Source organism: Pseudomonas sp. PGPR N4 (assembly GCF_059693665.1).
On record NZ_JCAUKV010000002.1, the window covers coordinates 215880 to 231638 of the forward strand.

At 64.1% G+C, this 15759-nt stretch carries 8 protein-coding genes; all 8 read left to right on the plus strand.

Annotated features, from left to right (window positions below; genetic code table 11):
* The first annotated feature begins 201 nt into the window (after window positions 1-201).
* The 8 genes from putA to yccS all read left to right on the plus strand — a co-directional run bounded on the left by putA (window position 202) and on the right by yccS (window position 15752).
* Complete coding sequence (gene putA, locus AC58X1_RS10640) at window positions 202-4155, plus strand: trifunctional transcriptional regulator/proline dehydrogenase/L-glutamate gamma-semialdehyde dehydrogenase (protein WP_101315822.1); 3954 nt, start codon at window positions 202-204, stop codon at window positions 4153-4155.
* 582 nt (window positions 4156-4737) lie between these two features.
* On the plus strand, window positions 4738-6540 hold the full coding sequence (locus AC58X1_RS10645; RefSeq protein ID WP_497428826.1) for an acyl-CoA dehydrogenase: 1803 nt from the start codon (window positions 4738-4740) through the stop codon (window positions 6538-6540).
* 31 nt (window positions 6541-6571) lie between these two features.
* The gene (locus tag AC58X1_RS10650; protein ID WP_497428827.1) at window positions 6572-8014 is read left to right on the plus strand and encodes a TldD/PmbA family protein; all 1443 of its coding nucleotides are present in this window, start codon (window positions 6572-6574) and stop codon (window positions 8012-8014) included.
* The gene (locus AC58X1_RS10655; RefSeq protein WP_497428828.1) at window positions 8014-9345 is read left to right on the plus strand and encodes a TldD/PmbA family protein; all 1332 of its coding nucleotides are present in this window, start codon (window positions 8014-8016) and stop codon (window positions 9343-9345) included. Before AC58X1_RS10650 ends, AC58X1_RS10655 begins: the two co-directional genes overlap by 1 nt.
* 30 nt (window positions 9346-9375) lie before the next feature.
* Window positions 9376-10803, plus strand: coding sequence for a multidrug transporter subunit MdtD (gene mdtD, locus AC58X1_RS10660; protein WP_101315814.1), 1428 nt, complete (start codon window positions 9376-9378; stop codon window positions 10801-10803).
* A gap of 64 nt (window positions 10804-10867) precedes the next feature.
* On the plus strand, window positions 10868-12253 hold the full coding sequence (gene dbpA, locus AC58X1_RS10665) for an ATP-dependent RNA helicase DbpA (RefSeq protein WP_101315812.1): 1386 nt from the start codon (window positions 10868-10870) through the stop codon (window positions 12251-12253).
* A 73-nt stretch (window positions 12254-12326) separates the two neighbouring features.
* Entirely contained in the window at window positions 12327-13508 is a 1182-nt protein-coding gene (locus AC58X1_RS10670) for a BaiN/RdsA family NAD(P)/FAD-dependent oxidoreductase (protein WP_188035200.1), read from the plus strand.
* A gap of 60 nt (window positions 13509-13568) precedes the next feature.
* On the plus strand, window positions 13569-15752 hold the full coding sequence (gene yccS / locus AC58X1_RS10675) for a YccS family putative transporter (RefSeq protein ID WP_150571088.1): 2184 nt from the start codon (window positions 13569-13571) through the stop codon (window positions 15750-15752).
* Window positions 15753-15759 lie beyond the last annotated feature (7 nt).

Genomic DNA, 15759 nt, shown 5'->3' on the forward strand with positions numbered 1-15759 from the left:
AGACACTTTTGTCGCAAACGCCGCGTTTATCAAAGGAAAACGCACCACAATCGAGCAGCGCGACGACCTGAAACCACGCGCCAGACGAGTTGCACCTCAAACTATAAAAAAACGGGTTGCACCAGGTTGCACCCGCAATGGGCTAGCGCTAATCTTGGCCTCAGCTAAAGCCACAGCAAGTGGCAATAATGAGGATAAGAAATGGCGACGACCACCCTTGGGGTCAAACTCGATGACCCTACCCGTGAGCGACTCAAGGCAGCTGCGCAGTCGATTGACCGCACGCCGCATTGGTTGATCAAGCAGGCTATCTTCAATTACCTGGAGAAGCTCGAGGGTGGCGCGACCCTGCACGAAATCAATGGCCATGGTGCCAACCTCAGTGACGACGCCGGCGAGGTACAGCCTGAGCATAGCCATCAATGCTTCCTCGAGTTCGCTGAAAGCATCCTGCCGCAATCAGTACTGCGTGCTGCCATCACTTCGGCCTACCGTCGCCCCGAGCAGGAAATGGTGCCGATGCTGCTGGAGCAGGCGCGCCTGACCACTGCCCAGGCCGAAGCCACCAACAAGCTCGCCTCGGGCATCGCCGAGAAGCTGCGTAACCAGAAGAGCGCCAGCGGTCGTGCCGGTATCGTTCAGGGCCTGCTGCAGGAGTTTTCGCTGTCGTCGCAGGAAGGCGTTGCACTCATGTGCCTGGCCGAAGCCCTGCTGCGCATCCCCGACAAAGGCACCCGCGACGCGCTGATCCGCGACAAGATCAGCACCGGCAACTGGCACCCGCACCTGGGCAACAGCCCGTCGCTGTTCGTCAACGCAGCAACCTGGGGCCTGCTGCTGACCGGCAAGCTGGTCTCGACCCACAACGAATCCGGCCTGACTTCGTCGCTGACGCGCATCATCGGCAAAAGTGGCGAGCCGATGATCCGCAAGGGCGTCGACATGGCCATGCGCCTGATGGGCGAGCAGTTCGTCACCGGCGAAACCATCGCCGAAGCCCTGGCCAACGCTAGCCGCTTCGAGTCCAAAGGCTTCCGTTATTCCTACGACATGCTCGGTGAAGCCGCACTCACCGAGCATGACGCACAGAAGTACCTGGCCTCCTACGAGCAGGCGATCCACTCGATCGGCAAGGCCTCCCATGGCCGCGGCATCTATGAAGGCCCGGGCATCTCGATCAAGCTTTCCGCCCTGCACCCTCGCTACAGCCGCGCGCAATACGAGCGGGTGATGGACGAGCTGTACCCGCGCCTGCTGTCGCTGACCTTGCTGGCCAAGCAGTACGACATCGGCCTTAACATCGACGCCGAAGAAGCCGACCGCCTCGAGCTGTCGCTGGACCTGCTCGAGCGCCTGTGCTTCGAGCCATCGCTGACTGGCTGGAACGGTATCGGCTTTGTCATCCAGGCTTATCAGAAGCGTTGCCCGTACGTGATCGACTCGGTCATCGACCTGGCCAAGCGCAGCCGCCATCGCTTGATGATCCGCCTGGTCAAGGGCGCCTACTGGGACAGCGAAATCAAGCGCGCCCAGGTCGAAGGTCTGGAAGGCTATCCGGTCTACACCCGCAAGGTGTACACCGACGTTTCCTACATCGCCTGCGCACGCAAGCTGCTGTCGGTGCCAGAAGCCATCTACCCGCAGTTCGCTACCCACAACGCCCACACCCTGTCGGCCATCTATCACATTGCCGGGCAGAACTACTACCCGGGCCAGTACGAGTTCCAGTGCCTGCACGGCATGGGCGAGCCGCTCTACGAGCAAGTGGTGGGCAAAGTTGCCGATGGCAAGCTGAACCGTCCGTGCCGGGTGTATGCCCCGGTCGGTACCCACGAGACGCTGCTGGCCTATCTGGTGCGACGCCTGCTGGAAAACGGCGCCAACACCTCGTTCGTCAACCGTATTGCCGACCACTCGATTTCGATTCAAGAGCTGGTCTCCGACCCGGTCGCCAATATCGAGCAAATGGCGGCCCAGGAAGGCAGCATCGGCCTGCCGCACCCGCGCATCCCGCTGCCGCGTGACCTGTATGGCAGCGAGCGGGCCAACTCGGCCGGTATCGACCTGGCCAACGAACATCGCCTGGCGTCGCTGTCCTGCGCGTTGCTGGCAACCGCTCACACCGAGTGGAAAGCCGCACCAATGCTGGGTTGCGCCAGCAGCCAGGAAGTGGCGGCAGCCGTGATCAACCCGTCCGATCATCGCGACGTCGTCGGTCATGTGCAGGAAGCCACCGTCATTGATGTCGACAACGCCATCCAGTGCGCGCTGAACGCTGCGCCGATCTGGCAAGCGACCCCGCCAGCCGAGCGTGCAGCGATCCTCGAGCGCAGCGCCGACCTGATGGAGGCCGAGATCCAGCCGTTGATGGGCCTGCTGGTGCGTGAGGCCGGCAAGACCTACGCCAACGCCATTGCCGAAGTCCGCGAAGCGGTGGACTTCCTGCGTTACTACGCAGTACAGGCCCGCAACAACTTCAGCAACGACGCCCACCGCCCACTGGGCCCGGTGGTGTGCATCAGCCCGTGGAACTTCCCGCTGGCGATCTTCAGCGGCCAGGTTGCCGCGGCCTTGGCTGCCGGTAACCCTGTGCTGGCCAAGCCTGCCGAGCAAACTCCGCTTATCGCTGCGCAAGCGGTGCGCTTGATGCTTGAAGCCGGCATCCCTGAAGGTGTGCTGCAACTGCTGCCAGGCCGCGGTGAAACGGTCGGCGCCGGTCTGGTCGGTGACGAGCGGGTCAAAGGTGTGATGTTCACTGGCTCGACTGAAGTCGCCCGCCTGCTGCAACGCAATATCGCTGGCCGCCTCGACGCTCAAGGCCGGCCGATCCCGCTGATCGCCGAAACCGGCGGGCAGAACGCGATGATCGTCGACTCGTCGGCCTTGACCGAGCAAGTGGTGATCGACGTGGTTTCCTCGGCGTTCGACAGCGCCGGCCAACGTTGCTCGGCCCTGCGCGTCCTGTGCCTGCAGGAGGACTCCGCCGACCGCGTCATTGAAATGCTCAAGGGCGCCATGGCGCAAAACCGCCAGGGCAACCCGGAACGACTCTCGGTGGACATCGGCCCGGTAATCGACGCCGAAGCCAAGGCTGGCATCGAGAAGCACATCCAGGCCATGCGTGAAAAAGGCCGCGCCGTGTATCAGGTGGCCATCGCCGATGCTGCCGAGTGCAAACGCGGTACCTTCGTCATGCCGACCTTGATCGAGCTGGATAGCTTCGACGAACTCAAGCGCGAGATCTTCGGCCCGGTACTGCACGTAGTGCGCTACAACCGCCGCAATCTCGACCAGTTGCTCGAGCAGATCAACGCCTCCGGCTACGGCCTGACCCTGGGCGTACACACCCGCATCGACGAAACCATCGCCAAGGTTGTGGATACCGTCAACGCCGGCAACATGTACGTCAACCGCAACATCGTCGGTGCCGTGGTCGGCGTGCAGCCGTTCGGTGGTGAAGGCCTGTCCGGCACCGGCCCGAAAGCCGGCGGCCCGCTGTACCTGTACCGCCTGCTCTCAACCCGCCCGGTCGACGCCGTGGCTCGCCAGTTCAAGGAGGCCGATGCTGCCAGCAAGGTCGACAGCGTCCTGCGCGAGCAACTGATCAAGCCGCTGCACAGCCTTAAAGCCTGGGCCGAAAGCAACCAGCTGAGCGACCTGGCCAGCCTCTGCGAGCAGTTCGCAGAGCAATCACAGAGCGGCATCACCCGCCTGCTGCCGGGCCCGACCGGCGAGCGCAACAGCTACACCATCCTGCCGCGCGAGCATGTGCTGTGCCTGGCAGACAATGAAGCTGACCTGCTGGCTCAATTGGCTGCGGTACTGGCCGTAGGCAGCTCGGCGGTATGCGTCGACGGCGAGCCGGCCAAGAGCCTGCGTGCGCGCCTGCCTAAAGAGCTGCAAGGCAAGGTCAAGCTGGTGGCCGACTGGACCAAGGATGAAGTAGCGTTCGATGCTGTTATCCACCACGGCCACTCGGACCAACTGCGCGCCGTGTGCGAGCAGGTAGCCAAGCGCGCCGGGGCGATTGTCGGTGTGCACGGGCTGTCCAGCGGCGATCAGCAGATTGCCCTGGAGCGTTTGGTGATCGAGCGCGCAGTGAGCGTCAACACCGCTGCGGCGGGGGGTAACGCGAGCTTGATGACGATCGGCTGACACCGACACGGCAGTAACCAAAAAGGAGAGCTTCGGCTCTCCTTTTTTATGACTTTCAGATACAACTTGCTGCCACTTGCATCGCCTGATTCCAGGTCGGCGTCGCCTGTATTGGGGCTGCTCCTACAGTACCGCGCATGGCGGCGGGCGAGGCGTCTGGCGCGCCTATGCCGACTGGACGCGATCCCTGTAGGAGCGGCCTTGTGTCGCGAAAGGGCCGCGAAGCGGCCCCGACATCAGCAGCAGTTACACCAAACTACGTCCAATAGCCGGCCGTTGGCGCACCGCAGCGCAATCACCGCCGCATCCCCAACTCGGCATCATCCATCAGCGCCTTGGCCAGCGCGCTCAAGTCATGTGAAGCCCTTCGAGGAAATGGGGACTGCGGGGAGCGCTCTCAAGATCCAGCGCCGCCCGCGCGGCGCATCGCGACACAAGGCCGCTCCAGAAGCCCGTGACATGCACTTAGTGGCCGCAATTCGCCACCCCTCCCCCACACCATCACCTCAATCAATGATGCTGGCCTCACCCACTCCTCGTTCCTAGACTCGCCTTAAGCCCCTCACCACTGGACCCGCCAGCATGTCCGAAACCCTGCTCAGCTCCCGCAACCTGGCTTTCGAGCTCTACGAAGTACTCGACGCCGAGGCCCTGACCCAGCGCCCGCGCTTCGCCGAGCACAGCCGGGAAACCTTCGATGCGGCGTTGGCCACTGCGCGCACCATCGCCGACAAGTACTTCGCCGGGCACAACCGCAAGGCCGATGAAAATGAACCGCGCTACGTCGATGGCCGGGCCGAGTTGATTGCCGAGGTGAAGCCCGCGGTCGATGCCTTTTTGCAGGCGGGTTTCCTCAATGCCAACCGCGATTTCGAGGTCGGTGGCATGCAGTTGCCGAGCCTGCTCTCGCAAGCCTGTTTCGCGCACTTCCAGGCAGCCAACGCGGGCACTACGGCCTACCCGTTTCTGACCATGGGCGCCGCCAACCTGATCGAGAGTTTCGGCAGCGATGAGCAGAAGCGCTTGTTCCTGCAGCCGATGATCGAGGGGCGCTACTTCGGCACCATGGCCCTGACCGAACCCCATGCTGGCTCGTCACTGGCGGATATCCGCACCCGCGCCGAACCGGCTGGCGATGGCAGTTACCGGATCAAGGGCAACAAGATCTTCATCTCCGGCGGCGACCATCAGCTGTCCGAGAACATCGTCCATCTGGTGCTGGCGAAGCTGCCGGACGCGCCCGCCGGGGTGAAGGGCATTTCGCTGTTTATCGTGCCCAAGTACCTGGCCAATGCCGATGGCAGCCTGGGCCCGCGCAACGATGTGCTGCTGGCCGGGCTGTTCCACAAGATGGGCTGGCGCGGCACCACCTCGACGGCGCTTAACTTTGGCGACCAGGGCAACTGCGTGGGCTATTTGCTGGGCCAGCCGCACCAGGGCCTGGCCTGCATGTTCCAGATGATGAACGAGGCGCGGATCGGCGTCGGCATGGGTGCGGTGATGCTCGGCTATGCCGGCTACCTGTACTCGCTGGAGTACGCGCGCCAGCGGCCACAGGGGCGTTTGCCGGACAACAAGGATCCGCTCAGCGCGGCAGTGCCGATCATCGCTCACAGTGACGTGAAGCGTATGTTGCTGACGCAGAAGGCCTATGTCGAAGGTGCGTTCGATCTGGGCCTGTATGCAGCGCGGCTGTTCGACGATACCCACACCGCGCCCAGCGACAGCGAGCGCCAGCAGGCCCAGGCATTGCTCGACCTGCTGACGCCGATCGTCAAGTCGTGGCCCTCGGAGTTCTGCCTCAAGGCCAACGAGCTGGCGATCCAGATCCTCGGCGGTCACGGCTACACCCGCGAGTATCCGGTCGAGCAGTATTACCGCGACAACCGCCTGAACCCGATCCATGAAGGCACCCACGGCATCCAGTCGCTCGACCTGCTCGGCCGCAAGCTGGCGCACAATGGCGGCGCCGGGCTCAAGCAGTTGATCCGCCTGATCGCCGCAACGGCCGAGCGCGCCAGCCATCACCCTGCCCTCGATGACCTGCGCCAGCCGCTTGAGCAACTGGTCAATCGGCTGCAGGCGGTGACCTTGGCGCTGCTTGGCGATATGGCGGCGGGCAAGGTCAGCACTGCGCTGGCCAACTCGGCGCTGTACCTCAAGGTATTTGGCCATTGCGTGATTGGCTGGCGCTGGCTGGAGCAGGCGCTGCATGCCGAGCGCGGGCTGGTCAACGGCGCGGCGGCCGACCACCACTTCTATCGTGGCAAGTTGCAGGCGGCGCGTTATTTCCTGACTTGGGAAGTACCGGGCTGCCATACTGAGCTGGCACTGCTCGAGGCCCGCGATGACACTTGCCTGAGCATGCACGAAGGGTGGTTCTAGGGGGAGCCGCCGCGTTCACGGAGTTCTGCCCATGTTCGATTCCAGCGCCCTGCTGCGCCAGCGCTTTGCCTCGCTGCGCAGTACGGCCGAGGTGTTTTCGCTGCGCCACGTCAAGCAGTCCTATCAAGGCCTGGCGGTGCGCCGCAATGTTGCCCAGCCACCGTTCTTCAATCAGGACGAAGGCGCCATGCTCACCGTGCGCATCAACGGTGTCGAGGCCTATGCGGCCACCGCCGATCTTTCGCAAAGCGGCTTGCAACGGGCGCTGGAGCAGGCCGAAGCGCTGGCCCGGCAGATCGCCCGGCACAGCCTGCTGGACTTGAGCACGCAAGCGGTGCCGAGCGAGCGCCATGACCATGTCTCCCCCAACTTCATTCAGCCGCTGCCGAACCTGGCCGATTGCCTGGGCCTGCTCGCCGCCGAATCGGCCAGCGTGCCGACGGATGACCGCCTGGTCGATTGGCAGGCGAGCCTGGGTATCAGCGAAGTCGAGCAGACCTACTTGAACTCGGCCGGCGCCGAACTGCGCCACGCCCAGCGCTTTTTGTTCCCGGGCATGGGCGTCACTGCCAGCGACGGCCAGGACAGCCAGAGCCGCAGCCTGGGCCGGGACAATTTTGGCCAGCAGGGCGGTTTCGAGATCATCGAGCGCTGCGGTCTGATCGGTGCCGCGACGCAGGTTGCCGATCAGGCCTTGCAACTGTTGCTGGCGCCCAACACGCCGAGCGGCAAGCGCGACCTGTTGCTGATGCCTGACCAGATGATGCTGCAGATCCACGAGTCGATCGGCCACCCGCTGGAGATGGACCGAATTCTGGGCGACGAGCGCAACTACGCCGGTACCAGTTTCGTCAAAGCCAGCGACTTCGGCGAGCTGCAATATGGCTCGAGCCTACTCAATGTGACCTTCGACCCGACCATCGCCGAAGAGCTGGCCAGCTACAGCCACGACGATGACGGCACGGCCGCCAGCAAGCAGTTCCTGATCCGTCAGGGCAAGCTGTTACGCCCGCTCGGGGGTGCGCTGTCGCAGTTCCGCTCCGGGCTTGATGGGGTCGCCAACAGCCGCGCCTGCAGCTGGAACCGCGCGCCGATCGACCGCATGGCCAACCTCAATATCGAACCCGGCGAGCAGTCGCTGGCGCAGCTGATTGGCGGTATCGAGCAGGGCATCCTGATGCGCACCAACCGCTCGTGGTCGATTGACGATGCGCGCAACAAGTTTCAGTTTGGCTGCGAGTGGGGCCAGCTGATCGAAGACGGCCAACTCAAGGGCGTGGTCAAGAACCCTAACTACCGCGGTATTTCGGCGCAATTCTGGCGCGACCTGTCGGCAGTCGGCGACCGCAGCACTTTCGAGGTACTCGGCACCCCCAACTGCGGCAAGGGCGAGCCCAATCAGGTGGTGCGGGTCGGCCATGCGTCGCCGGCCTGTGTGTTCAGCCAGATCGATGTATTCGGAGGAGACGCCTGATGCGCGCCACACCCCAGGAGCAATTCCAGCAGCTGCTGCAAACCTTGCGTGCAGCCCTGCGCGACGGCGAGCAGTTCACCCTCGGTTTCAGCGCCGAGCAGTCGCAGTTCATTCGTTTCAACCATGCCAAGGTGCGCCAGGCCGGTGTGGTCAGCCAGGCCAGCGCCCAACTGCGGCTGGTCGACAATGGCCGCCAGGCCGAGCAGCAGTTCACCCTGTGTGGCGATGCCGAGCTTGACCAGCAGCGCCTGCACGATGCCCTCAAGCAATTGCGCCAGACCTTGCCGCTGCTGGCCGTCGACCCGTACCTGAGCCTGGACGACAGCGCCTGGCATTCGCACAGCCTGCAACAACAGGCGCTGCCGGACCCAGCCGAGGTGCTGGCGCTGGTCGAGCGCGAAGCTGCCGAACTGGATTTGGTCGGCATCTACGCCGCCGGCCCGATCTGCCGCGGCTTTGCCAGTTCGTTCGGGGCGTTTGGCTGGCATGAAGCGGTCAGTTTCAACTTCGACTGGAGCCTGTTCCACGCCAACGGCGAGGCAGTCAAAGCCAACTATGCCGGCCAGAGCTGGGACGCTGCTGCCTTTGTCGAGCGTTTGCGCCTGGCCCGCGAGCAACTGGCCTATCTGGGCCTGCCTGGGGTGCTGCTCAAGCCCGGCAGCTATCGCGCTTACCTGGCGCCAGCGGCCATGGATGAAATCGCCGGCATGCTCTGCTGGGGCGGTTTTTCCGCGCAGGCACTGGCCACCGGCAACAGCGCCTTGCAGCGGCTGTACAGCGGCGATGCGCAATTGAGCCCGCTGGTGAGTATCAGCGAGCAGGTCAGTGGCTCGTTGAGCCCGGCGTTTTCCGACGAAGGTTCGCAGCGCCAGGACCTGCAACTGATCGCCGAGGGTCGCGGCCTGCAGCGCCTGGTCAGTGCCCGCAGCGCAGCGGAGTTCAAGCTGGCCGCCAACGGCGCCGACAGCTACGAGTCGCCCTGCGCGCTGAGCCTGGCACCGGGCAAGTTGGCCACCGCCGACATCCTCCAGCGCCTGGGCACCGGCCTGTACATCAGCAACCTGTGGTACCTGAACTACTCTGACCTGCCAGCAGCACGGATGACCGGCCTGACCCGCTTTGCCACCTTCTGGGTCGAGAACGGCGAGATTCAGGGGCCGGTCAGCACCATGCGCTTCGACGACACCCTGTACAACCTGCTCGGCCAGCAGCTCGAAGCCTTGACCGCCGAGCGTGAGCTGATCCTTTCGACCAGCACCTACGGCCAACGGCAAACCGGATCGAGTCATTTGCCGGGCGCACTGGTCAAAGCGATGACCCTGACTCTGTAACACCGCCGCCTGGAAGGATTTGAGGCCGCCATGACCGATCGCGCACCGCTTGACCCTGTCACCGCCCGCTGGATCCCGTGGGTGGTGGCGATTGCCTTTTTCATGCAGTCACTCGACGGCACCATCCTCAACACCGCGCTGCCGGCGATGGCGCGCTCGCTCGAAGAAGACCCGCTGCGCATGCAAGGGGTGATCATCGCCTACATGCTCACCGTGGCCTTGCTGATCCCGGCCTCGGGCTGGATCTCCGACCGCTTTGGCACCAAGCGGATCTTCTTCAGCGCGATCCTCTTGTTCAGCTTTGGCTCACTGCTGTGCGCCCTGGCCAACAGCCTCGGTTTCCTCATCGGGGCGCGGATCATTCAGGGCCTGGGCGGTGCCTTGATGCTGCCGGTCGGGCGGCTCGTGGTGCTGCGCGCCTACCCGCGTTCAGAGCTGGTGCGGATCATGAGCTTCATCACCATCCCCGGCCTGCTCGGCCCGCTGCTGGGGCCGACCGTCGGTGGCTGGCTGGTAGAAATCCTCAGTTGGCACTGGATCTTCTTGCTCAACCTGCCGGTGGGTGCGCTGGGCTGTTGGGCGGTATGGAAGTTCATCCCCGACCTGCGCGGCAGCGAGCGCACGACCTTCGATACGCCAGGGTTCCTCCTGTTTGGTGCAGCGATGGTGCTGATCACCATTGCCATGGAAGGCCTGGGCGAGCTGCACATGCCGCACCTGCGGGTGATGTTGCTGCTGTTTGCCGGCATGGCATGCCTGGCGGCCTACTGGCTGCGCGCCGGGCGCGATCCCGAGCCGCTGTTCTCGCCCAGCCTGTTCCGCGTGCGCACCTTCGCCATCGGTATTCTCGGCAACCTGTTCGCCCGTCTGGGCAGCGGTGCCCTGCCCTTTCTGGTGCCGCTGCTGCTGCAGATCGCCCTGGGCTATTCGCCGTCCCAGGCCGGCATGAGCATGATCCCTCTGGCAGCAGCGGCGATGGTTGCCAAGTCGGTAGCACGGCCGCTGATCGAGCGGCTCGGCTACCGCATCATCCTCACCGGCAATACCGTGCTGCTGGGCATCCTCCTGGCGAGCCTGGGCCTGGTCGATGAGCAGACGCCGTATGCTTTGTTGCTGGTGCAGCTGTCGTTGCTCGGTGCAGTCAACTCGCTGCAGTTCACCGCGATGAACACGGTGACCCTGATCGATCTCGACGATGCCAGCGCCAGCAGCGGCAACGGCTTGCTTTCGGTGGTTGCGCAACTGGCCTTGAGCCTGGGCGTGGCCTGTGCCGGTGCCCTGCTCGGCGGCTTCACCGCGGCTGGTAACGGCGATGGCGTTGAGAGCGTGCTGGGGGCCTTCCAGCTGACCTTCTTCACCATCGGCCTGATGTCGATGCTGGCAGCGGCGATCTTCCTGCAACTGGCGCCAAGCGACGGCAGGCGTGCCCGTCGTCCGGAAGCCGAGATCGAACCTTAGGGGGAATGGCCACGAGGCTGGTAGACTATCGGGCATTTTTCGCTTTGCTACCCAGGCCCGCCTCGTGACCACCGAATCCACCGCATTTGCCTCTTTGCCCTTGTCTGCCGCCATGCTGGCCAACCTGGAGGCGCTCGGCTATGCCGCGATGACCCCGATCCAGGCCCAGAGCCTGCCGGTGATCCTGCGTGGCCAGGACCTGATCGCCCAGGCCAAGACTGGCAGCGGCAAGACTGCCGCCTTCGGCATCGGCCTGCTCAATCCGCTCAATCCGCGCTACTTCGGCTGCCAGGCACTGGTCCTGTGCCCGACCCGCGAGCTGGCTGACCAGGTGGCCAAAGAACTGCGCCGGCTGGCCCGGGCGGAAGACAACATCAAGATCCTGACCCTCTGCGGTGGGGTTTCGCTCGGCCCGCAGATCGCCTCGCTGGAGCACGGCGCGCACATCATCGTTGGTACTCCGGGCCGGGTTCAGCAGCATCTGGACAAGGGCACGCTGGTCCTCGACGGGCTCAACACGCTGGTGCTCGACGAAGCCGACCGCATGCTCGACATGGGCTTCTTCGACGCCATTGCCGCGATCATCGGCAAGACCCCGTCGCGCCGGCAGACCTTGCTGTTCTCGGCCACCTACCCGAGCGGCATCGAGCAACTGGCCGCTGACTTCATGCGCAAGCCGCAGCAGGTCAAGGTCGACGCGCTGCACAGCGAAACCCAGATCGAGCAGAGCTTCATCGAGATCGACCCGCAGCAGCGCCTTGAAGCGCTGACCCGCGTGCTCGCGCACTACCGCCCTGAATCGTGCGTGGCGTTCTGCTTCACCAAGCAGCAGTGCGACGAAGTGGTCAACCACCTGACTGCCAAGGGCATCGTTGCCCAGGCGCTGCATGGCGACCTGGAGCAGCGTGACCGCGACCAGGTGCTGGCGATGTTCGCCAACCGTAGCATCTCGGTGCTGGTTGCCACCGACGTTGCCGCGCGCGGCCTGGATATCGACGGCCTGGACATGGTCATCAACGTCGAACTGGCGCGTGATGCCGAAATCCACGTACACCGAGTCGGCCGTACCGGCCGTGCTGGCGAAAAGGGCGTCGCCGTCAGCCTGGTCGCTCCCGCCGAAGGCCATCGCGCCCAGGCCATCGAGCAGCAACAGAAGCGCCCCCTGCGCTGGGAACAGCTGGACAACCTCAAGAGCCAGGGCGGCGAGCCGCTGCTGCCGGTAATGGTCACTCTGTGCATCGGCGCCGGGCGTAAAGACAAGCTGCGCCCGGGTGACATCCTCGGTGCACTGACCGGCGACGCCGGCATCCCTGGCAAGCAGGTCGGCAAGATCGCCATCTTCGACTTCCAGGCCTTGGTTGCGGTCGAGCGAGCATTGGCCAAGCAGGCCGTGCAGCGCCTCAACAGCGGCAAGATCAAGGGCCGTGCGCTGAGAGTGCGCATCCTCTGATAGCTACAGCAACCCTGTGCCGGCGGCGCAGGGTTGGCCTCACCTTCTGTTCAACTGATTCCAGGTAACTCCCGTGCACTCCACCGACGTGATCATCCTCGGCGCTGGCGCCGCCGGCCTGATGTGCGCTCAGCTCAGCGCCAACCGTGGCCGCCGCGTGCTGCTGCTCGACCATGCCAACAAACCGGGCAAGAAGATCCTCATGTCGGGTGGCGGGCGTTGCAACTTCACCAACATGTACACCGAGCCGAGCAACTTCCTCTCGAACAACCCGCACTTCTGCAAATCGGCGCTGGCCCGCTATACCCAGTGGGACTTCATCGAACTGGTGGCCAGGCACCAGGTGCCGTATCACGAGAAGAAGCTCGGTCAGCTGTTCTGCGACAACAAGTCCAGCGACATCCTCGATTTGCTGCTGGCTGAATGCGACGCTGCCGGGGTGGACCTGCGCATGGACACCAGCATCGAGACCATCGAGAAAACCGCCGAGGGTTATCGGCTGCAGACCAGCGCCGGCCCGTTCGCCTGCCAGTCGCTGGTGATCGCCACCGGCGGGTTGTCGATCCCGACGTTGGGCGCCAGCGGCTTCGGCTACCAGGTGGCGCGCCAGTTCGGCCACACCTTGCTGCCAACCCGTGCCGGGCTGGTGCCGTTCACCATCACCGAGCCGCAGCTCAAGGCCATGTGCACCGAGCTTTCGGGCACCTCGCTGGACTGCACCGCCAGCTGCAACGGCAGCAGCTTCCGCGAGAACCTGCTGTTTACTCACCGCGGCCTGAGTGGCCCGGCGATTCTGCAGATTTCTTCGTTCTGGGAGGCCGGCGACAGCGTCGAGATCAACCTGCTGCCTGACCGTGACGCGCTGGACTGGCTGCAAAGCCAGCAAATCGAGCGCGCCAACAGCGAGCTGAAGACCGTGCTCGGCGAGGTGTTCACGCGCAAGCTGGCAAACCTGCTGGCCGAGCAGTGGTTCGAATCCAAGCCGATGAAGCAGTACACCCCGGCTGAGCTGGCACAGATCGCTGACAAGCTGGCCTGCTGGCAGGTGGTGCCGGCCGGCACCGAAGGTTATCGCACGGCCGAGGTCACCCTGGGCGGCGTCGACACCCGCGAAGTGTCGTCCAAGACCATGGAATCGCTGAAAAGCCCTGGGCTGTATTTCATCGGTGAAGTGCTCGATGTCAGCGGCCATCTCGGCGGATTTAATTTCCAGTGGGCCTGGGCTTCTGCCAACGCCGCGGCGCAGTTCGTGTAATGTAGAATCCTTTCAGCAATGCCCTGAAAGGTTCTCATCGATCACTGCCAGCAGGCCACTATGTCATCGAGCTCGTTTCGTCATTCTCTGCGTCGTTTGTGGGGCCAGGACAAGTTCAGTTATGCCATCCGGGTGACCATCGCCCTCACCGGCAGCATGGCCTTGTGTTGGTATCAAGATGAAATGAAGCTGTTGATCCCGCTGTTCCTGGGGATCATCGCCAGCGCCCTGGCCGAGACCGACGACGGCTGGCAGGGCCGCCTCAGCGCCCTGCTGGTGACCCTGGCCTGTTTTGCCATCGCCGCGCTGTCGGTCGAGCTGCTGTTCCCCTACCCCTGGATCTTTGCCTTCGCCCTGGCCCTGGCGGCGTTCTGCCTGACCATGCTCGGCGCCTTGGGCGAGCGCTATGGCGCGATTGCCTCGGCGACCTTGATCCTCTCGGTGTACACCATGATCGGCGTCGACCAGCGCGGCGGTGAGGTCACCGACTTCTGGCACGAGCCGTTGCTGCTGGTGGCAGGCGCTGCCTGGTATGGGCTGCTGTCGGTGCTGTGGCAGGCGCTGTTCTCCAATCAGCCGGTGCAGCAGAGTCTGGCCAAGCTGTTCTACGAGCTGGGCCGCTACCTCAAGCTCAAGGCCAACCTGTTCGAGCCAATTCGCAACCTTGAAGTGGAATCGCGGCGGCTGGAGCTGGCCCAGCAGAATGGCAAGGTGGTCGCAGCCCTCAACGCCGCCAAAGAGATCATCCTGCACCGGGTCGGCAACAGCCAACCCAACTCCAAGGTCAGCCGCTACCTCAAGCTGTATTTCCTGGCCCAGGACATTCACGAGCGCGTGAGTGCCTCGCACTATCCGTACAACGCCCTGGCCGAGGCGTTTTTCCACAGCGACGTGATGTTCCGCTGCCAGCGCCTGCTGCGCCAGCAAGGCTCGGCCTGCCAGCAGCTGTCGGAATCGATCCGCATGCGCCAGCCGTTCGTCTACGGCAGCGGTTTCGCCGAAGCGCTGGAAGACCTGCACGCCTCCCTGGAACACCTGCGCATCCAGAGCAACCCAGCCTGGCGCGGCCTGCTGCGCTCGCTGCGGGCGCTGGCCGGCAACCTCGCCACGCTGGACCGCCTGCTCGCCGACGCCAGCAACCCGGACGGCCTTGCCGATGCCAGTGACAGCAGCCTGCTGGACCGCTCGCCGCGCAACTTCAAGGACGTCTGGAGCCGCCTGCGCACGCAGCTGACGCCGACTTCGCTGCTGTTCCGCCACGCCCTGCGCCTGCCGCTGGCGCTATCAATCGGCTATGGCATGGTGCATCTGATTCACCCGACCCAGGGTTACTGGATCATCCTCACCACGCTGTTCGTCTGCCAGCCCAACTATGGCGCGACGCGGCGCAAGCTGGTGCAGCGGATTTTCGGCACGGCGATCGGCCTGACGGTCGGCTGGGCGTTGTTCGATCTGTTCCCTAACCCAGTGGTGCAGTCGTTGTTCGCGGTGGTTGCCGGGGTGGTGTTCTTCGTCAACCGCACCACCCGCTATACCCTGGCCACGGCGGCAATCACGCTGATGGTGCTGTTCTGCTTCAACCAGATCGGCGACGGTTACGGCCTGTTCCTGCCGCGCCTGTTCGATACCCTGGTCGGCAGCCTGATCGCCATTCTGGCGGTGTTCCTGTTCCTGCCCGACTGGCAGGGGCGGCGGCTGAACAAGGTGCTGGCCAATACTTTGACCTGCGCCAGCGAGTACCTGCGCCAGATCATGCAGCAGTATGCGTACGGCAAACGCGACGACCTCGCCTATCGCCTGGCCCGGCGCAATGCGCACAACGCTGACGCAGCGCTGTCGACCACTCTGGCCAACATGCTGATGGAGCCTGGCCACTTCCGTAAGGAAGCCGATGTCGGTTTCCGCTTCCTGGTGCTCTCGCACACCTTGCTCAGCTACCTGTCAGGACTAGGTGCGCACCGCGATACGGCGCTGCCGCCAGAGGTCCACGAGCAACTGATCGACGGTGCCGGGGTGAGCCTGGCCAACAGCCTCGACCAGATCGCCAACGGCCTGGCCGCGCGCCTACCGGTGGCGATTCACAGTGATGAAGAAGAAGCCTTGGCCAATGCCCTCGAGCAGATGCCGGAAGAGCTGGATGAGCATCAGCGTCTGGTGCAGACGCAGCTGGCCTTGATCTGCCGCCAGCTCGGCCCGCTGCGGACCATGGCCGCGCACCTGATCAAGGAAGGTGCGCCGAGCTGAGCCTGGG

Coding starts and splice junctions, on each gene's coding strand:
- putA (WP_101315822.1), top strand. CDS start 202: ATGGCGACGACCACCCTTGGGGTCAAACTCGATGACCCTACCCGTGAG.
- AC58X1_RS10645 (WP_497428826.1), top strand. CDS start 4,738: ATGTCCGAAACCCTGCTCAGCTCCCGCAACCTGGCTTTCGAGCTCTAC.
- AC58X1_RS10650 (WP_497428827.1), top strand. CDS start 6,572: ATGTTCGATTCCAGCGCCCTGCTGCGCCAGCGCTTTGCCTCGCTGCGC.
- AC58X1_RS10655 (WP_497428828.1), top strand. CDS start 8,014: ATGCGCGCCACACCCCAGGAGCAATTCCAGCAGCTGCTGCAAACCTTG.
- mdtD (WP_101315814.1), top strand. CDS start 9,376: ATGACCGATCGCGCACCGCTTGACCCTGTCACCGCCCGCTGGATCCCG.
- yccS (WP_150571088.1), top strand. CDS start 13,569: ATGTCATCGAGCTCGTTTCGTCATTCTCTGCGTCGTTTGTGGGGCCAG.